General features: G+C 58.1%; 15 protein-coding genes and 2 pseudogenes. 5 read left to right on the top strand and 12 right to left on the bottom strand.

Translation table 11 applies throughout. From position 1 onward, the window contains the following. Positions 1–102: 102 nt before the first annotated feature. The 3 genes from CCR98_RS02205 to CCR98_RS02195 all read left to right on the top strand — a co-directional run bounded on the left by CCR98_RS02205 (position 103) and on the right by CCR98_RS02195 (position 2,706). Entirely contained in the window at positions 103–318 is a 216-nt protein-coding gene (locus tag CCR98_RS02205) for a hypothetical protein (protein ID WP_198361052.1), read from the top strand. 486 nt (positions 319–804) lie between these two features. Beyond that, on the top strand, positions 805–1,173 hold the full coding sequence (locus tag CCR98_RS02200; protein ID WP_053494870.1) for a hypothetical protein: 369 nt from the start codon (positions 805–807) through the stop codon (positions 1,171–1,173). Positions 1,174–1,797: 624 nt separating this feature from the next. Continuing rightward, complete coding sequence (locus CCR98_RS02195) at positions 1,798–2,706, top strand: HNH endonuclease signature motif containing protein (RefSeq protein ID WP_087921342.1); 909 nt, start codon at positions 1,798–1,800, stop codon at positions 2,704–2,706. On the opposite strand, the pseudogene CCR98_RS21260 reads toward CCR98_RS02195, so the two are convergent. Then, positions 2,696–3,372 (bottom strand): annotated as a pseudogene (locus CCR98_RS21260) (IS3 family transposase); the annotation flags it as partial. The gene CCR98_RS02195 and the pseudogene CCR98_RS21260 sit on opposite strands and share 11 nt — an antisense overlap. Before the next feature lie 4 nt (positions 3,373–3,376). Here CCR98_RS21260 and CCR98_RS02185 point away from each other — a divergent pair. Further along, positions 3,377–3,628, top strand: a pseudogene (locus CCR98_RS02185) (ATP-binding protein); the annotation flags it as partial. Positions 3,629–4,149: 521 nt separating this feature from the next. On the opposite strand, the gene CCR98_RS02180 reads toward CCR98_RS02185, so the two are convergent. The 11 genes from CCR98_RS02180 to CCR98_RS02115 form a co-directional block, all read right to left on the bottom strand. Then, entirely contained in the window at positions 4,150–4,914 is a 765-nt protein-coding gene (locus CCR98_RS02180; protein ID WP_087921341.1) for an abortive infection family protein, read from the bottom strand. A gap of 597 nt (positions 4,915–5,511) precedes the next feature. After that, on the bottom strand, positions 5,512–5,982 hold the full coding sequence (locus tag CCR98_RS21015) for a hypothetical protein (protein ID WP_157721496.1): 471 nt from the start codon (positions 5,980–5,982) through the stop codon (positions 5,512–5,514). A 943-nt stretch (positions 5,983–6,925) separates the two neighbouring features. Continuing rightward, a complete protein-coding gene (locus tag CCR98_RS02175; RefSeq protein ID WP_157721495.1) occupies positions 6,926–7,780 on the bottom strand; it encodes a hypothetical protein in 855 nt (284 codons plus the stop codon). Next, positions 7,780–8,073, bottom strand: coding sequence for a hypothetical protein (locus CCR98_RS02170; protein ID WP_157721494.1), 294 nt, complete (start codon positions 8,071–8,073; stop codon positions 7,780–7,782). The genes CCR98_RS02175 and CCR98_RS02170 overlap by 1 nt, the downstream gene beginning before the upstream one ends. After that, positions 8,070–8,819, bottom strand: a complete 750-nt coding sequence (locus tag CCR98_RS02165; RefSeq protein ID WP_157721493.1) for a hypothetical protein — start codon at positions 8,817–8,819, stop codon at positions 8,070–8,072. Before CCR98_RS02165 ends, CCR98_RS02170 begins: the two co-directional genes overlap by 4 nt. A gap of 759 nt (positions 8,820–9,578) precedes the next feature. Beyond that, positions 9,579–9,974 carry a hypothetical protein gene (locus CCR98_RS21010; protein ID WP_157721492.1) on the bottom strand — a complete coding sequence of 132 codons (396 nt, stop codon included), beginning with the start codon at positions 9,972–9,974 and terminating at the stop codon, positions 9,579–9,581. Positions 9,975–10,998: 1,024 nt separating this feature from the next. After that, complete coding sequence (locus CCR98_RS02145; protein WP_198361050.1) at positions 10,999–11,175, bottom strand: hypothetical protein; 177 nt, start codon at positions 11,173–11,175, stop codon at positions 10,999–11,001. Between the two features lie 924 nt (positions 11,176–12,099). Beyond that, positions 12,100–12,468 carry an aminotransferase class V-fold PLP-dependent enzyme gene (locus CCR98_RS02135; RefSeq protein ID WP_087921332.1) on the bottom strand — a complete coding sequence of 123 codons (369 nt, stop codon included), beginning with the start codon at positions 12,466–12,468 and terminating at the stop codon, positions 12,100–12,102. A 9-nt stretch (positions 12,469–12,477) separates the two neighbouring features. After that, positions 12,478–13,317: a phosphoadenosine phosphosulfate reductase family protein gene (locus CCR98_RS02130; RefSeq protein WP_087921331.1), complete on the bottom strand. Its 840-nt coding sequence runs from the start codon at positions 13,315–13,317 to the stop codon at positions 12,478–12,480. Then, positions 13,310–16,630 (bottom strand): ATP-binding protein, encoded by a 3,321-nt coding sequence (locus CCR98_RS02125; RefSeq protein ID WP_157721489.1) that lies wholly within the window; start codon positions 16,628–16,630, stop codon positions 13,310–13,312. The genes CCR98_RS02130 and CCR98_RS02125 overlap by 8 nt, the downstream gene beginning before the upstream one ends. After that, positions 16,620–17,552 (bottom strand): DUF4007 family protein, encoded by a 933-nt coding sequence (locus CCR98_RS02115; RefSeq protein WP_087921328.1) that lies wholly within the window; start codon positions 17,550–17,552, stop codon positions 16,620–16,622. Before CCR98_RS02115 ends, CCR98_RS02125 begins: the two co-directional genes overlap by 11 nt. 844 nt (positions 17,553–18,396) lie before the next feature. Here CCR98_RS02115 and CCR98_RS02110 point away from each other — a divergent pair. Then, a complete protein-coding gene (locus tag CCR98_RS02110; protein ID WP_087921327.1) occupies positions 18,397–19,155 on the top strand; it encodes a DUF3944 domain-containing protein in 759 nt (252 codons plus the stop codon). The last annotated feature ends 163 nt before the right edge of the window (positions 19,156–19,318 follow it).

Below are 19,318 nucleotides of genomic sequence, written 5' to 3'. Positions count from 1 at the left end.
GATCCACAGCCGAAAGCGACACCGGTGTGTCCCCTGGGCGGGGGCGCATCGTTACCGCCGTTGAGACTGCCCACGCCATCGTTCTCCCACTGGAGGATGACCATGACCAGTATCGACCTCACATGGCTGGAAGCCTTCGACAAGGAGCTCCTCCACCTGTTCGCCATCGACCACAGCGACGCCGGCATGGATGAGTACCTACTCGGCTGCTATGCAGACCTCACGCCGCGCGAGGCGGCGCTCGCCTTCGGCAGCGACTACGACCTGGAGCGCGACGATGCGCTGTGGCCGCGGCCGGGGGTGGCGCTGCAAAGTTAAGCCGTGTCGCAATCGGCCAACTTCGGATCTCAGCCATGCGGGCGGACTGTCGCTTTTGAGACCCCGATCATCTGCAAACCGTGCTTTTCAATGCGCATTCGGGCTGTAACTTAACACCGGCCGAAACCACTGCACCGCAACGGTTCTGCCATGCGCGCCCCATGCAACAATGCCGTAAGCGTCAGCATTTGCGGCCCTTGCGGCCTACGGTTTCTTGGCATCTCGCAACCATGCGAGTACACCTTGGCGGGCCACCGGAAAAGGGTGGCGCGGGGTTCGAAAGCCCGCTCAGTAACCTTGTGTTTTGCGCTTGTCAGCCGGCGTCACCTTTGTGTGGCGCCGGCTGGCAATCCGTTCGCGTTCCATGGCGGGCGGTGCGTGGGGGTCTTCGGACCCACCGGCTTGGTTACTGTCCGGCTTTCGAACCACGCACCGTCCGCCGCCTTTATCGGTGGCGTTGCTATCTGTCCTGTACGGAGCATTGCCATGAACACATCGGACTTCCGTTCCCTGCACGCGCAGTACGATCCGGACAACGCCGAACCCGAGCGCGAACCGTCCGTCGATCCCAACGCCTTCGTAGCCACGCTGCGCCGCATCGGATCTGGTGCAGCTGCGGATGGCCAGCCTTGGCCGGAGCGGCATCAACTGCCTGGGCGGTGCCTTCAGCTGGCGGATGCGGATTGCGCGCTGGCGGGGCTACGTGTGGTGGCGGAGTTGATGTTGGCTGCGGAGCGCACTCGGCAGAACGGTGCGCCCGAGGAGTACCTGGGGGATCGGGTGATGGAGGGGCTGAAGATGGCGTGTGTTGCGTTGACTGCGCAGGCTATTGAGCGGTTGCAGGTTCGGGAATAGAGCGTGCTTCGCTACGCACATCGAATGCAATGCGCCGGATCGTATGCACGGCCCTAAGCATTCGCCGCTGTCTGAGCCCTTTAGCCTCCAACACTGGCCTCACTATGCCGAGCCGGACTTTACTTGCCCTGACGGCGGCTGCACTACTGGGATTGATCATCGGCAGGGCCCATGCGCCGGCCAACACGATGAATTTTGAGGTCTACCCAAGACTCACCGACTCGGAATTTGCCCTGTTTCGGTCCGACGCCGAGAGCTTTGCCGAAGCGTTGTCTTGCCAAGGCATCACCATCGGAAAGCATGATTTCGGTAGACGCTTCTTTGATATGAGCGTACGTGGCGATGCCATTCTGTTCGTGGACAACTCTGGGCCAAGTCTTCTGATAGTCACCATATCCACGGTTGCAAGCGATGCAATACAGCTACAGCGCTGGAAAGATGGATGGGGCTCACCCGAGGAACGTAGGAGGTACTTGAGCCCACCTGAGAACGGCTGCCCTAGACCTGCGTCCCAATAGACCCCATCTGCACCCCGTCCTAGTGCCAAACCCGTCAACCAATGACACAAAGAACCTGGTTCTGGCTAGAATCCTGGGCACTTAGCTACTGGGACAGGGATCTAGGATGGAACTCCCATTCGAGGTGGGCGCGCTTTACAACCGTCAAAAGCAGATCCACAGTGTACTTGGCGGGCAACAGCAAGGCGGCATTTCGACACCCAAGGAGCATCCGCTAGTCATCGCGTTCACTGGCGAGGCCGGCGTGTCTCACGGCTACCACGACTTTTGGGACGACGACGAAGTCTTTCATTACTTCGGCGAGGGTCAAGTCGGAGACATGAAGTATGTGGCGGGCAACCGAGCGATCGGCGAGCACGTCAAAGATGGCAAGATGCTCGTAGTGTTTCAGATGATGGGCAAGGGGCGCCCCTACCGGTACCTTGGTAGATTCGTGTGCCATTCCTTTTACGTTCAACCTGGCACGCCAGATCGAGAAGGGCAGCCAAGATCTGCGATCGTGTTCCGCTTGAAATCACTGGAAGCCTCGCTGGGCCTAACGGCGGGTGAGTCGGATCAAGCAGAAATCGATGCTGCGTTCGATGACGTTGGTGCGACGAGCGCAAGACGCGAAACCGAAGTGCGGACGAAGCAACGCCTGTTCCGCGAGCGCCTGATTGGCGTTGAAAAGGGTTGCCGGTTGACCGGCATTGAGGACCTGAGGTTCCTTCGCGCGAGCCACATCAAACCGTGGGCGGATAGCACTCATAGCGAGCGAGTTGATGGCGAGAACGGACTTCTGCTGGCTCCGCATGCGGATCTTCTTTTTGACCGCGGCTGGATTAGTTTTTCGTCGAGCGGTCGCTTGCTAGTTTCGAGAAGCCTACCGTTTGACGTCCAAGATCGGCTAGGTCTCAAGTTGGATGCATCGCTTCGACATGGAATTTTCTCGCCGAAGCAACTTGGCTTCTTGGAATTCCACCGAGATGTTGTTTTTGATAGGGCCACCCCCAATAGCAGGGCTATCAGCCGGTAGAGATTTCGCCCACTTTTGGCGCCAGAGAATTTGCTTGAGGCCTGTGTTCTCGGGCGAGTTCCGAAGGGGTTTTCCTTGCCAATGCACTGTGGGGGCGCTCCTCGATATAGAAGCGCCCCACGCTTCGATTTTGCTCCTTGCATCGGCCAGCGACAAGAACCAATGGTCGTTCAGGCACTCCTGCCGCAGTTTGCCGTTGGAGCTCCCCACCATCGCATTGTCCGTCGGCGTACGACGCCGGGCGAAATCCAGCTCCACGCCGTTCTCATAAGTCCAGCGGTCCATCACCTTGCCGGCAAATTCACTGCCGTTGTCCACCTTGATCGCGTCCGGCCTGCCCCGTCCAGCGACCAGCCGCGCCACCACCTCGGCCACATCGTCTGCACGCAACGAATGATCCACAACGATCTTCAGGAACTCGTGCGTGAAGTGATCCAGCACCGGTAGCAACCGTAAGCGACGTCCATCGAACAGCGCGTCACTGACAAAGTCCATGCCCCACAGGGTGTTGGGCGCTGTGGCCACCTTGATCGCTTGCCGGCGACGGTTGCTGCGGCTGCGGCGCAGCCGGCAATGCCGTAAAGACAGGCCCTCTTCCTTGTAGGTGCGATGCACACGCTTGTGGTTATCCCGCCAGCCCTCCCGGCGCAGCATCACCAGTACGCGCTCACAGGCGCATGCACGGCGCGCGTTGGAGGCCGCCGCCGCGGTGGTCACCATCTTCTGCTGATCGGCAGCCCTGGATGCGGCAGGACGCTGTTGGCATCGCGCCTGCCCAGTCTGTTACCCGACACCGAGGAGGCAGAGGCTTTGCAATTGGCCGCGATTGCCTCGGTGAGCGGTGAGGGGCTGGACCCGCGCCGCCGTCGGCAGCGCCCCCTTCCGAGCACCGCACCACAGTGCGAGTGCGGAGGCGCTGGTGGGCTGACAATTTTCAGAGTTGGTGCGACCCGATCAAAGTAATGTGACTGATGGCGGATTTTGAGCGCCTTCATTGCTTCTTATAGAACAAACACATACGGGCCACATCCGGAACGCAAGACGCGAGGTTGCTACGACGCCCACACGACGACGCCGAGCAACGTCCAACAATATTTGCGATTCCCGCATGGCGTGTCGTGGCTAGGACGAACCATCTTTGTCGGCTCAAGTCGTTGCGAACCCCTATATGAGCTCTATAGACGGAGGCGTTGGCACGGGCACTGCCAAGGGGCGGCTGCACAGTGAAAAAGTCACTTAACAGGGGCTAGAAAACAGTCAAGAAACGAAACGCCGACCATCCCCTGGCCTTACCGCACGACGCACTCGGCGAGGCAGGAGCCGCCCCAAGCGCGCTTGACCTTGGGGATCATCACCGCAGCGCGAAGCTGACCGCCCCCCGTTGGCTCTTCAGCCTAGCCTGAAAGGTTCTCTGGCAAATAGCGGGTCCAAATGAGCGACCCACTAGTGATCGAGTCGGGTTTCGAGATAGTTAAACAGGGTGCGTACGAGATTCACCATCAACATAGCCTCTCCCTCCCTAAGCAGTACCTGATTGGGGTGAGCGACCGATGCGTTGTTGCGCAGAGTGTTAAGCGCGGTGACCGCCCCGGCCAACGAAGCGAGTACGACGTCTACCTGTGGGTCATGCTTATTCATTGCCACAAGACTCGGATGTTCATTCCTGATTGTCTTGAACAGCGATCCAATCGGTGCGGTAGGGATTGCCGTTAGGCCAGATGCAGCGCAGACATCGAGCAGGTAACCGTGTAACGCCGTATGCACTCGATCTAGTGCGCTGACTGCACCATTTGTCTGCAGCAGTTGATCAGCATCCCTCAACGCTCGCTCAACAACTTCGCTAGCAGTTAGACGTCGAAAGGGTGCCGGCACGTGAACAACGCTCAAGCCGAGTTCCTGTGCAACAGCAGGAGCATTCTGCTCCAGCCATGCCTTCAGCGCTGGTCGCCTGGGGAGAGAGTGCAACAGATCAGGCTTATGCATAGCCATGAAGGTCACAAGCTGGGCGACCTCGGTTCCGTAGTCGCTATCGTTGAACCGCAGTGCCTTTTGCAAGCGAGTTTCAGAGTGAGTCAGGTATGGCAACTCCATCTCCAAACCTAGCTTGGACCAATCTAAAGCAACGAAGCATGCCTCCAAGGCCTCAATGAGGGCGAGCTGCGCCTTATACGACATCGGCATCGAACTGGAAGAGTTATGGGGATTCATGGTCACTACGATAGCCCTTCCCCGCCGCGTCAAACAGCCTATCGCTGGTTTCCAATGGACTACAGGCCGTCCCAGGAGATGGCGTCAGCAATGGCGGTGGAATGGTCTAGTCGATCCACCCGGTCATCAGGGCGACGGCAACAGACGGAGGGGATTTAGTGCTCCTCTACGGCAGCAGCATGGGATGAGTGCATCCATGCTGCAATCGAAATTAGATGCAGGAGCCTTCGGGCTCTTTAGGCCTTATGGCGGCAGGCCTGCACGGCGGCAAGGAGGGCTGACCGACCGTCACCGTGCCACCACTCCCGCCAGTACTCGGCAGTGTGAATGTGCCTACGCCGCCGCCGATCGGCGGTCAATGCAGCCATGAATCGGATGACTCTGGCGCGACTAATCGCGCCAGAGTCGTGTAGATATGTCGAAAACCAGGCACTTAACGTCAGGAGCGCCCAACCCCCAGCCGCTGGCGGCCGGTCACTAGGAAGGACAGCTGACAAATATCGCGCTGGCAAGGTCAGCGATCTAGAGGCCGCCGCGGCATTGCGGTTAGACCAGCATCTGCGACTTCGTATCTAGGGATATCCGCAACTTGCCAAACTATCCCTCTGCGACCTTAAACGCAAGGCTGCACTCCCACACAGCGCCTGCATTGGAAGGACGAGCCACTATCGGCGTCACTCGTTCATCAGGCTTCGGCCAATTAGGCGCATGTACCCGGATCAGGTAGAGCGCCCAAAACGGATCATGGGCGATCTCCGCGGTAATATTTCGTGCTAGAGGCAGCTCAGCAGCAATGGCGTCGGCCCAGTTGCAAATCCCGCTGCAATAGAAGCGAGGGATATCAGTGTCCTTTGACAAGTGAGCGAGCTCGATGATCTCGTGTGGAGGTATCTTTATGCGTTCATCCTCCCCAATCTCCTCGGCCGTTGCATCTTCGTCATCGTGGGGATTCGCATTGCGTGGCATTCTTAGGATGGGAAGGTCCTTGACGATGCTCTTGGCAGTCGCGTGCAGATCCGTGAACTTGCCGAGCGGATGTTTGCGGAAGAATCGACTTGTTTCGCTCATCTAAACCATATCCTTATGAAAAGAGTTAGAGCCAGCTCAAAGGCGGTTAGGCCTTGGCAGCTGCGCAACGGCTTAGACAACACCTATGGGCGCTAGCACCAAGCACGCAACCAAAGAATGCCATTCGTTGACCGTGTATCCAAGCCGGACGCATTTGTCTCAGGACAAAGCAAGATGCCGAGGTGGGCTCTTCATGGAACCCACGTGCTGAGAACCTCCTTTCGTGTCGCAGAAGCTTCCTGGTCCCTACAGCGCTGGAAGGAACTATTATTTCGCGCGGCGCAGAATGGATACTTGCCATAACAGCGCTAGCAGCGCTGTGTCTGGCACGAGCCGCCACCTGCGGCCACCGCATACGAAGGATGTCGATCCGTTCGATCGTTGACTACACCAAGATTGCTCTACGCACAAGGAAAGAGGCCAGTAGATGACCGTAGAGTCGCTCGGTAGAGGGCATGCCTAGTCTTACGCATGCTCTGCGCGCTCCTCCCGGCGGATAGACCGAGAGAGCGCAACGGATCTGCACCAAACAGGCGAAAGGCTTGGGACGCCGTGCGGGTCCACCGCTTTGCTACATGGCGAGCAACCTAGAACAGCTTTGCTGAATCCCGCTCGCAGCACAGGCCGCAATGAAGATCGCTCGTTGGAAAGGGTCTGGCTCCCCTGCGAGACTGACGCGGCACGTCTTACCTGTGGCCCGACACCAATACGAAAGCTACATGTCCGACCGGCTTCGACCTTGCGCTGACTTTTTTCTCAAGTGCTTCGGCGAGATCCGATTCACTCTGATCAGTGACTGAAACCACTCGGACAACTGTGGCCAGGTTTCCACCAATTGGCTGAGCGCCTTTAAGTGTGACACCCCTGGACAGCGCGTTCATGAGGCTCCCTTTGTTCTCTTCAGTCATCGGGTCATCAGCCTCACCCTCACGGTGAGGCGCGATCAAATCGCGAACAAGCTCCACCGCAGCAGCAGCCTCTTCAATAGAGAACTGGATTTGCCAGCTCTGCACATCTTGGTCATGCTCCAAGCGCTGGACGAGAGTGGAACCTCTCGATTGATAAGCACCCACTTCTTCTCTCGATTGAGCTGGAAGATGTGCACTGGCCACCGGTAGAACTTGGGCATACGGATTTCGGCAACGCGCGTTGCCTGCGAAGCGAACTTGGCCAGGACGCGATAGGCGCTCTCGTAACGAAGCTGCCCAACAATTTGATAATCCTCCAGCTCACCCAGCAGGTCGGAGATCCTTGGCGTGTACGCTTGGCGCAGATTCCAGTGAAATGCCTGAAAGCTATCAACATTGCGATCGCGATGGAAATACTGGGACTCGACCATCTTCCCACCACCTTTCACTCCGACATCTACCGGCGCCAAGTCGCCACGGATGAAGAGATATCCGGCGTCCGTCACCTGGTCGAGCAACACGTGCTGGACATCACATGCTTGGGTGACATTCAGAATGAAGCGGCCGTTTGCGCGCCGCTCCTGCAGTACGGTGCCAAATCGCACATGCCGTTTCAGCCACTGGAGGCGCTCAGCGGTAGCGGAACGCTGGAGGCGCTTGGCGTGCTCATCGAGCTGCTCCTCACGAGCCTCCGCAATCACTTCTTCCAGTCGCTTAACCACGTCCTTCCTGCCAGCCCTATGAGCCAGATCAGCGCTGTCTCCCGCAGCCGCTTCGGCGTCTCCGGCCACTTCAACGACCGGCTCTGCTTCGCCCCTTTCCGTGTCAGGTACAGCGGGAACATCATGAACCTGCCACCAAGCAGGTCGATGCCAGATCACATCAGACATCAGGCTACGAATGCCAAACTGAGCATCACGGAGCTCAACCCCCTGTTAAGGATGGGCATTATCTTGTCGCGGTCGTTGTCCATCGCGGACTGGAGCGCCTTGACGCTCCTGAGAACATCACCGCGCTCTTCAGCCTCAGCGGTGACACGACGGCTGAGTAGATCTGACAGATACTCCTCAATCTCCATGGAGTCCTCCTTTGCAGTCGCCTCCAGCACTGCAAAGGCGCTGCCGTCTAGATCCAGCAACCGGAGCTCCATGGCCTTTGCGGCTTGCTCCAGGCTAGCTTTCAAGCGCGGACGAAGTTCTCCATGGGAATGATCAGGCGCCGCTGAGTCGCGAGCTGCGTCAGGGCCTGCGCCCACCGCTCCTTGGCGATCAAGCCTCCATTGCCTGGTGCGGGCGATGGCTTTTCTAGAATTCGGAAGCGAGCGCTTGATCGGGAAATATCCGTCTTAATCGTCTGCATGTTGGCCACCACACCGCCACCATTGGACGTCATCAACACTACGAGAAGGGGCTTATCCTCCTTCTCGTGAAGGTCCAACATTCTCCTGATGTAAGGCGCAGTCTCGGCCTCGCTGTCCCCTACCAAATAGTAATCAATCACCAGAAGATCAAAGATATCCGCTGGCGCCTGCACGGTAGCGCTAGGCACCGTGCGCAGGACGGGATCGTGGCCGGTCCACTCCTTCACCCACTCAATGATCTTGCGCACCGGGGCACCCGCATCCTTGATCTTGTCCCTGGCGGTCTCATAGGGGACTCGAATGGAATCCGGCGCTGCCGCCAGCACTTGCGGCTTGTGCAGACTGTCAAACAGCTCATTCTCATTGCCGCTCTTCGCACCATGCTCGCTAGCAATGGAAATGAGTTCCTCCGTGTCATCATCGTCAGCATCGCGCAAGATGTCCGACACCAGATGTGAAGGATGTGAGGCCAGGTCGACTTCTCTGAGAGTCGGCCTATCACGCAGGTCGTCGTCGACGAACAGAACCCGTCGAATGCTGGCGTCCTGGATCAGTTCCTTGATGTCCATCATTGCTTCCTTGGTAGCTCAAGTACGAACGTGTTCAGCCCGCCCCCATCGCCGACGGAAGCTTCAAGAAACAGCTTCCCTTGGTGATACTCGGCGACCTCCCTAGCCAGATAAAGACCGTACCCCTTGCCCTTGGCTCGCAGGCTGAACCCGGGATGGAAGACACGCTCTCTGTGAGACTCTGACACCCGGTCCATTGTCTGTAACCGATACGGTATTTGAGCGCGGGTCGATGTCAATTGTGATCTTCGCCGGCACGGACTTGTCATGCCGCTCGCCCAACCAGTAGACCGAGTTGCTGATGAGGTTCTCAAGAGCAAGGCTGAGGAACCCTGGAACCATGTTCACAAGGAAGTTCCCAGAGTCGCTTGGCTTTTCGATGGCCAGGGAGATATCGTGCCTGGCGAAGCGCGTTTGATAGCCAGATACAATCGTCCTGACCAGGCGCTCCACGTCGATCTCTCGCTTCACGTGGCGCGCGCCGGCATCAGGGGGTCCATCTGCCGCAGACGGACATTGATTGCGCTGATCTCCTGCTCAAGCTTGTCTAGCAGCTCCTGGGTCTCTTGGTCGGTTCGCCCAGAGATCTTCCTTATAAGCTCCCTGGTTTGAGCCGTGGTCCGAGTCAGCTCGTGCATCACGCCATGCATCACGTTGCCGACGCCGGCGAGCTCGAGAATTTCCTCCCGTCCTTCCCCGCTTTCTCTACAGCATTTTCAAATTTCGTAACCTGCGCGGAGATGAAGTGCAGATGCGAGTCTAGAGAGCCGATGGCCGCCTTGAGTGGCTCAGGAGCTGCAATGCGAAGCGAAGCAATGTCTTGCTGGCAAGTATCAGTCGGTCTGCGAGGGTCGAGGTTCCATCGCTAACCAGGCGCTCAAGATCTTGCTGCCGGGTCTTCTGATCCTCCATCTGCACCAACGCACGCAGCGGGTTGATTGCAACGCGAATAAGGAGCTCTTTGAGCGCCTCTACCTCAGGCGTCGAGATCAGTCCTTCTCGATTAGTCAGATCCCTGAGATTAGGATTGCCACGATGGGTGATCTCTAAAGCACCCATGACCTGGATCCGATTGACCACATAGCCACTGCCGCGAAGAGCCTTGGCATCCAGGCCCAGCCAGTCGCCATCCTTCTCGGATCCAGAAGCCGACACGGAAACCGCGATAGATAGATGGCCCCAGACACATATCGAGCTCTCGTCGTATCAGGTCCCAATCCTGCTTGACCTTCTCGCGCAGCTGACGGCGGTTGAAACGAAGGATGTGGAGCTTGAATGGCCCAATGGCCTTCAAGGTATCAAGATCGATAGGTGTTGCTTGCTCATTTGCCGCAACGGCGCGCTTCTTGGCCTTCTTCCTTGCGCCATCGGTATCAGTCAGGATGCGTAGGACCGCACTAGTGAGCGCGGCTGCTCTTCGGCCTGGTCACCTCTCGCCACTCAGCTTCATCCACAGAAGAGGGTCAATCAGCGATGAGACCCCCCGGGATCGGACCGAAGCTCAGTACCTGGTCGGCGTGAGCACGCATCGAGTCATGAAGCGGAGGTGTCGCAATCGGCCTGGAACCGTTCACTGACACACGAATCTTGAATTTTCTGACGCCGAAAAGGGGACTGCGCAGGCGCCTGATGAATGATTTCAAGCCCCCGAGCTGCTCATTGTTCTCGGTCCAGTCATTCCTAAGCGGAAGACACGCACCAAAGTGCCGCTAGCGATCCCTTCCGGCACCTTGGAGGTACTCGTGGCGATAGGGATGACTTGTAGATCAGCAGTATCAATGGCGCCAGTCAAACGACAGCCGTAGCTCGCGAGGAGCCAACGGTCCAAGTCGTCACTTTCGCTCGATCACCCAACTCATCATGGCCAGGCGACCAATCCCTTTATTACCAAGCGCTCAGTGCCGTCGGGCTACTTGGATTCAGTACTTTGTTGTCAGTTCCCACTGTGAGGAAGACTGGGACAATCGTACTAGGAGCCATTCCATGACCTGTGTCGGAGACCTCGAGGTAATTCAACCTCTCCAGGATGTCCACAACAGTGTCTTCGCTGCGAGCGCGACCAATCTCTTCGATACACAGATCAAAGTGATCCGCGGCGATCTTCTTAAGGTCACGCTCCTCTGCCGCATTGTTCAACTCTACGATGACACCGCTCTTAACGTTCGCAAGCGACTCTGTGCTATCCCTGACCATCTGGATCAGGCTTGCTACTTCGGAAGGAGGAACCGGGCAGACGATCGTCGACGTCGGCATTGGGAGAGCCTGCATCAAAGGCGTTCTTGACCAACTCATTGATCGCGATCTCATCGGACGTGATCAGCTCGCGGCCAAGATGCAGAATGGTGCGCGCGGCCACGCGGAATGACTTTGGGCCTGTCGGCTTCTTGCCTTTACTCGAAGCCACCTTCAGCTTCTGCCGTCGAACTGACACTGCCTTCTTATTGCGGCTTCCACATCCCTTTGCTAGTTCCGCCAAGACTTCCCATCCCCGCCGAGCTCATTTCACTCCAGGCGCCCCTAGAATGAATCTAAGACTTCACGGACGGCATCTGACATGTATTCGGCAGCCCAACTTCTTTAGCGGTAGTCGTCCGCCCAAAGCTGATCCTGAGCCCCTCACCAGCCGTCTCCTCATCCAACAAGCTCCCTCAGCACCCTAGATGCCCTTAGCTCGCCAGCTGAACACGCCGCCCCAGTGGACACTGCCAATAGTGGCAATAGCCTGGCCAGCAAGTCTGGTGCCGCCACACCCGGGAACCGGACACTAAGGTGCCCAGGCAGGCGATCGGAGGGGTGACCAATGACAACAGGCGCTAGACCGCGGCCGGCGAGGGCCGCAATGAACTGCGAAGCCATGGCCTGCAGGTGAGTACGTGCCTGTTCCATATGATCCCGAGCAAGCCGAGCGGCCACCCCCAATCCGACGGCCAGGTATATGGGAACAGTGCCTGATCGAATCCCCCTCTGCTGCCCCCCCCCGTGAAACATTGGAAGCAAGTCCGCCTGGTGACTGGGATCTACCCAGAGCACCCCGATCCCCGCCGGCGTAGAGCTTGTGAGAGCCAGAGCCGTGCATGCGTGCGGATATGCCGATATGCGCCGCCGTCTGGAAGCGTCCAGATGGAGAAGGTGGCCCCGGTCTGAAACAGCAGTGCCGATCTCAGTCAGCGCCTGAATAGTGCCGATTTCATTGTTTCCGTGCGCCAGCGCGACCAGCGCCCTCCCCTGACTAGCCGCTAGTGCATTCTCTACCTCGCTGGCGGAGACACTACCGTGTGCATCATGCTTGCTGTCTGACGCGGCAGGAGCCGCTCTGGCCAAGATAGCGGGCCACCTCGACGATAGAGCTGTGGTCCAAAGGGCTGAAGAGCAGCCCTTCACCGCATGAGCCAGCCAGTCCTTTCAGGGCCAGGTTGTTTGATTCGGTCGCGCCGGAAGTGAAAACCACGCCATCCGGGTCAGCTTCAATGAGGTCAGCGATCTGTTGACGCGCATCCTCAACAGCTCTTGCCGCGCGATGACCAGGCAGGTGGTCAGCGTGAGGATTGGCATGCGAGCCGCCTAGCCATTCCATCATTGCATCTACGACTTCGGGCAACGGTGGGGCGGAAGAGGCAAAGTCGGCATAAATGGGCGCGGGAGACTTCATCGGGCATCTCTATTTCTGGCAAATAACACAGGCGGTGGTCTCGCCAAATAGCTCTTCCATTTCCACGCCAGCCGGCAACTCTACCCCTTGTCGAAGTGGATTGATTCGACCACGGCTTGCGGACTTCTCCTTCCGTCGCTCAAAGTCCCGCTCGATCGCCTCGATGCGCTCGGGCTGCTCCAGTTCAGTTAGGGATTCACGGTCGCTCCAGGTGAATGGTGAACCATGTTCCAAGGCAGTCTTCTCATACATCTTGGCCTCTTCAAATCTGTCAGGATGCTGCTGCTTGAGCCGTACCCACTCGATCTTTTGCTGGAAGAAGCAGAACGTGCAACCACTGCGAGACCGCCATTCGTAGTACTTGGGCAGTCCGACGCCGGCACCGTCCAGTAGCTCCATCACGCCCGAGTGGTCGACGCCTGCTTCTCGGAATGGGAGGTGTACGGTCAAGTTCCGATGGCCAGAGTCGTATCCTTCGCGATGGTTCTCATCCGAACGAATAGCTACATAGCTATGGACCGTGTCTCCCGCATCGAGCCAAGGCTTGATCCAATTCCGGAACGGGGTCAGCTTGAGCTGACGGGTGCACCAACGGCTCCGAGGCGAAGGAAGAAAGTTGTTGTACTCGCGCAGCCAGAAGTCGAAATCGCGCTGAGGGTTGAGCCTGAGAATTTCTTTACCCAGGAACCCTTCGAGACTTCCGAGGAAGTCGTAGACCTCCGGCAGCTCCTTGCCGGTGTCAGTGAAGAAGTACTTGAGATCCAACTCAGGATGGTTGAGCCGCATGTAGACCGCTAGTGCCGCGCTGTCCTTGCCCCCAGAGATACCCAGAACATGATGTTCAGCCATTACCGACCTCCGCCTCCATTGCGTTCTCAAGCATTGCTGCGCCCGCCTCTGCCAAAGCAGCGAGGTACAGCTCCTTCGTCACGCCGTCTCTTTTCGCTGCAGCTAGAATTACGTCGCGAACCTGAGAGATGACCTCTCGATCCTCGTCTGCCACATCGATGGTGGCACTGACGGTTCTCTGGCTACCGAAGGCCACAGCGAGCGCATGACGGCCCGACGGACGCCCCTGGACTGAAGCCAGGAGCTCCAGTCGCCGGAACTGAAACGCCCAGTCGGCTAGCTGAATGCCGGCGCGCTCTACGTCCTGATCGGTGAAGTCGCGGGCAGCACGGTTGGTGGCGAGTGAGGCCAGACTCTCATTTTGAGTAGAAAGCCCATCGTATTCAGCCAGTCTCGAGACAAATGCATCGATTCGGAAGTCGCCTGTCCTGCCTGCAATGGCTTTCGCTCGCGACCGAAGTCGAGACAGCGGCCCAGTGTGCGCCAGAGAAATCAGCATTTGATCCCCGAGCTTACTTAGTACCTGGTTGTAGGCGGAGTCGAGCTCATTGACGACGTTGATGATGACATCAACGATCTCTTTGCCCGGCTTGAGGCCAAGTGCGTCAGGAAGGTCAACGAAAATCGTCTTGAGCGGATCAGATGCGCGCAGCAGAACAGATCGCACATTCCGGGCCGGCTCACTGACCGATGTAGTCTTGCGAGTCCACGTAGGAAGCGAGAATGCCCAAGCCACAAGCGCTCTAGCCGAGTCCAACGGGTCGGCCTGCACAGGTCGATCAGCAATAGGCTCAAGGCGGCGAGCAAGCTGCCGCAGCATCTTGCGCGCACTCTCATCAATGTGAAGCCACTTCCAACCAATGCGAGTTGCATCCTGGAGCCACGCATCGGAATCCGCGTCGCTCATCTCCGGCGTGAACATGCCATCGATGTACAAGGTGATCTCGCTTCGATGGGCCAAGAAGAAGGCCAATGCGAATATGGGAAGCAGTCCATTACGCACGCCATAAGGAGCCTGCCTGGCCGTTTCAAACAGCGCGGACAGGGGAACCGTTGACCGCGACTGGACCAACTGCGCCTTCCAGTCCTGCCAGAGCGCGACGATGCTTGATCCCCCCATCTCCTCCAGTTGAGCGAGCGTTCGGAAGCCCGTTGATGTCCCGTTGAGTCCGTGGAGCTGGAGCGGCGCCAGTATGGTGTGATAGAGGCCAGCTTCAGCTGGGTAACCCTCAAAGCCGAGCTCTTCCTGATCGGCATGGGAGAGCATGCGGTGCATCAGAAGGCGTTGTGCCTTCGCGGCATTGGAGGACAACGTGTCTCGATTGACGAGCTCACTAAAGACCAGAGGCGCCTTGGCAAAGGCCTTTTCGCATACGACACTGGCGATGGGCGAGAGGCCATCGTCGACAGTACTGGTCAGAATCTCTGACCCAATATGCCACGTAGCCGTGGAGAACGCCTCGCGCAGATCGGCGTCCAGCGCGTGGCGGGCATGTTCCAACCTTGCGGAAATCTCCCGCCTGGCCACAGCATCGCCGTCAAGCTGAGGCGTAGCCTTGGCCACCTGCTCCAAGGCCGCCAGCTCGGTTGCCTGTTCAGCCAAGCCCAAGTGGAGCTTGGGCACACCGATGGCATTGAGTGAATCCTCGCAGCGCTTGACCAAGGCCATAGCTGCATCACGAAGCGCCTGGGGAGTTGTCTCTTCATCCGGGACAAGCAAGATGAAACGTCCTGCAGTGGACTCTCTGGAGGAATCGAGCATGTCACTGGCGGCCTTCGGCGTGGCGACCACCCGCTCGAACCAACGCAGCGTCCCGGTCAGGAAATAGTGTTTACGGGCACTCAAAGCCGGCAGCGTACCCACCTGGCGGAACTGTTGGTCAATAGAGATAGTACGCTTGCCTTTAGCCTGCTCAACCGCAGCTTCAATATCAAAGTCACTGCCGGCGTACACGGCCCAGGCAGACAGGTGCTTTCGATACACAGCAACGCTGGACGTCACAAGATCCGCGAGAGCGCCTGCGATGTCTTTTGAACTGTGGCCAGGAATGCTCTGCTGGAGAACCTCATTGGTCGCCGCAACGCCAGAGCCGTTGCGGAACATGTCAATCAGAGCGATCGTCTTTATCAGAGCTACATGAGGTTCATGGAAGCGAGCCTCAACACGCTCAATTGCATCACTCGCGACCGCCCAACGGTGTCCGTCGGCCGATGCCAGGATCGCCGGCTCAAAGTTGACGCGCAGGTAGTCCCAGAAACGTGCCGGGCTATAGACACTGGAAATCTCCCCCGTCTGACCTCGCAGGAACTCCTGGAACCCCAATGGCTCGGACGAACTAAGGAACCCAAACACGCTTCGCTCGTTCTGACCAAAGCGCCGACGTGAACACGGCCCCAGCAGAGCTGCGGTGACAGGGTGAAGTGGCCAGCATGCGTCCAGCGCAGCGGCAAGCGTAGGGGGCGAAGAAGGGCGTCGCAACCTAATCTGGTCCGCAATCGATCGGCTGACCTTGAGCGATTTGGGATGCGCCTGCTCGGACTCGATCGCGCCACCAATGAGACCAATAACTTCGTCCGTGCCAGCAACAACAGGGATGTCTACAAAGCGGCCTTGGACCTTGGCCCATTCGGCTTGAATGCCACGGTGCGACCTGCCGACGTACTGCTCAAATGCCTGGTGCAGTACGCCGACGATGACAAGACGCCCCTCACAGCGACTAGCTGCTTCGGCCAGCTCCTGCAGCAGATAGATGTCCTCGCCCGCTGCAGCGGCAGCCTCAAGCAGCTTACCCATTTCGTCAAGGATGACGAGCACGCCACCAACATCAGGATTTTCGGCGCGCTTGATTAGCTCACCGACAACATCACGCACACCCTCTCGCATGCGCTTAGCGCCACGTAGAGGTGCGTACTTATCAATGGCTTGGCTCAAGGCTGCCTCAAGCGACTGCCGTCGACCGACCAAGGGAATTACAGCCCACGCCTTGCGGCCGCCGAAGGCACGAGTGACTTCACTGGCTGCATCGAGACCAAGCGCAGCCTTGGCGCGCTTGCGCACCTGCGGCGTACCACCTGCCAACTGCGCCAGTGCCAGGGCAAGGGTTGACTTGCCACCACCGTATGGTCCGGTCCAGGTAAAAGCTCGCTGCTGGGAAGACGCTACGTAGCGTGCCGTCGTCTCAAGAGCGAGCTCGCCACTGCCATGCAGGACATAGCCATCGAGCGCATCCTCTCGAGCAAGATCGGATTCGAGCTGCACCGAGCGCTGAAAGCGCGATGCGACCTGTACCAACGGACGCGCATTACTTGCCATAAGCCTTCCTGAATAGGTCTGCAGTAAGCTCTTCGTGAGCCCCGCGAATCTGACGACTGACTTGCCTCACCCCGGCGGTATCAGTCCATCTGAGCTGACCATCCGTCAGCGACTCGAGCCCTGACAACCGGTCTTCGATCCCCCTCTCATCAAGCTTGAACACTCTTCCTGGGGAACCGTACTCGTGCGAAATGACCTCAAAGGAGAGTGTCGCTTGACCGGTACCGAGCCGCAGGTCACGCTCTGCCCAGAACTCGAGCAACGCCATCGCAAATATTCCGTCGGGCAAGGAGCGCTGCGAGCTGCGCAGGAAGGAGAAGCTTCCGCCCGCCCCTTCATTGATCAGCCCAAGCTCAGACAAAAGAGGTTCAACCGCTTCGTCACCGCCGCGCCCATCGCGCTTGGCTGCATAGCAGCGCAGGCAGACCTCAACGTCACGCTTGAGGGTCACTCTGGATGTCTTGTGACCGGCCTGCTCGACCGTCGACTTCAGCGAATCGGTCAGTCGCTCCACATCAAATGCGTGTTGCGCCCCCTGATTGAAGACCCACCACCACGTGGTTGAGCGTTGTGCTCGTCCGGCGAGGAGCCAATGAACCCACCACGCGGTGGCCGGGCGCTCTAAGAATGGATCTAGGCCACCACTACCAAAGAGGGCATGACCGGTCGTGCCGATGGAAATGCGTCCATCCCGCGCTTCTGTCATGACGTCACAGGCCATTGCCCAATGGCGAATGGCGGCCACCATGTTCTTGCCCACACCAAAGCGGCGTATCCCAACTTCAGGGGCAAAGACCTCCTTGGCCGGCCGCCCCTCTCCCTCTACGGCAGCGTCGTAAGCCTTTCGCAACCACAGTTGCCGGAGAGGAAACGTTTCGTGGCCAGAAAACTGAACGAGCGGAGGGAGCGGAATCGAGGTCATGGGCAGAGTCTACTGGTGGCGTCCACCAGCTCAAAGTTACATCTGGTGGCATCCACCAGCTACAACTGCCTCCGCAGCAAAAAATACACCTAACCCATTGAAACAAATGGATATACCTGGAACTTTCGACGATTGGACCTCAGACGCTACTTTCCTCTGGTCTCGTCTCGGTGCGCGAAAACACGTCTGATCGATGCTTCGGCGCGATTGCTAGCCAGCACTGCGGGCACACCAGGGCTCGAGGCTTTAGGGCTTTAGGGCTTTAGGGCTTTAGGGCTACAAGACCTGTAGGTGCCGAGCAGCGTGCGCTCGAAGAAATCAAAAAGCCACTAAAGAAGCGCATCAACCTGCCGATAGGAGACATGGCTTCGCGCGCACAGCGTCAGAAGCGCTTCACATCAAGGATGAGGCAAAGGAGTACATCAATGGCAGTCAGTGTCAGGGTCAAGTACCAGATCAAGATCAAGGGCTACTCGCTCCGCAACGTAGGCCCAATCGGCATCTCTGCCCAGGCCAAGACGGAGAGCGCGGTAATGAAACAATCCGCAAGCGAGAGTACGCATCCGCCATGCAGGTTGAGAGCATCGTAATTCTCAGCAGTCAGTAACGGGATCGCTGCGGGACTACCTGCTCGCCGCGCAGATCACCCCCAACCAGCACCCCATTCTCCCGCCCGGCGCATGCGTCCAAAGCACCGTGACCTGCACCTAAGGTGCGCGCGGGCTTCTGGGGCGTCTGATCAGCCCACCGGTGCGGGCTCACTCAGGGTCCATCCAAAAGCGGCCACAGGTCTGTCCGGCGGCGCCCGCAGGCACATTTTAATCGCAACACATAAGGGAATTACATGGCTTACCGCAGTGACGCTGACCTTGAATTTCTGGGCCAGCTGCAGTCAGAAGATCTGAACGACCTCGTCTATTGCCTTACGCATGACAAGGATGGCTCGCCGCGATTCACGGAGGAGCTGACCATGCATGAGCGATACAAGAATTTCAGTCCTGATCATCATCAGTACTGGGAACAGATTGCCGCAGAAGTCCAGTGTTTCGGAGCGAACACTTTTGCCACCATGTTCCGAGGCGGCAAGGGCGTTCAGTACAAGGAAGTGCTGATGGACGTCTGCGACAAGATGAAGGTCAACTACAGCAAGACTGCGAGCGTAGAGAAGATTGAAAGCAATCTTCTAATGAAGATCCTTACGGATGCACTGGAGAAGATGACCCCGGAGGAACTGAGAGAGTTGGCACAGTCCACCGGGGTCAAGAACACCAATGGCGTCACGGCCGAAACCATGGTCGGCGTGTTCCAGACGGTGTTCCGCATGGGTGGCTTCAGGTCGTACCAGCTGACCACAATCATCGTCAACGCCATCCTGAAAGCACTCATTGGACGCGGACTTTCCTTCGGTGGCAACATCCTGCTTTCCAAGACGATGGCACTGCTGACCGGTCCCATTGGATGGGTCATCACCGGACTGTGGACGGCAATCGATGTCGCAGGCGCGGCGTACCGAGTCACCATCCCCGCGGTCATTCAGGTCGCTGCTCTTCGGCAGAAGCATCTATACCAGCATCTGGCTCAAGAGGTTAGCTTCGACAACTGATCTCCAACCTGTGGAACGCTGGACACCTGCGCTCCCCAACTCAGCAGGAGGCGCGGTTCACTACGCTAAGCCCGCAGAGACCACACAGCAGTTTTCGCCTGCTCGCAATGGCCTCATCGGGCAACGGCATGGGACGCATCAGTCTCACGCGCACTCCGACGCC

The organism is Stenotrophomonas sp. WZN-1 (assembly GCF_002192255.1).
Classification (GTDB): Bacteria; Pseudomonadota; Gammaproteobacteria; order Xanthomonadales; family Xanthomonadaceae; genus Stenotrophomonas.
Note: the sequence above shows the minus strand (reverse complement) of the source record. Positions and strands in the feature narration are given on the sequence as shown.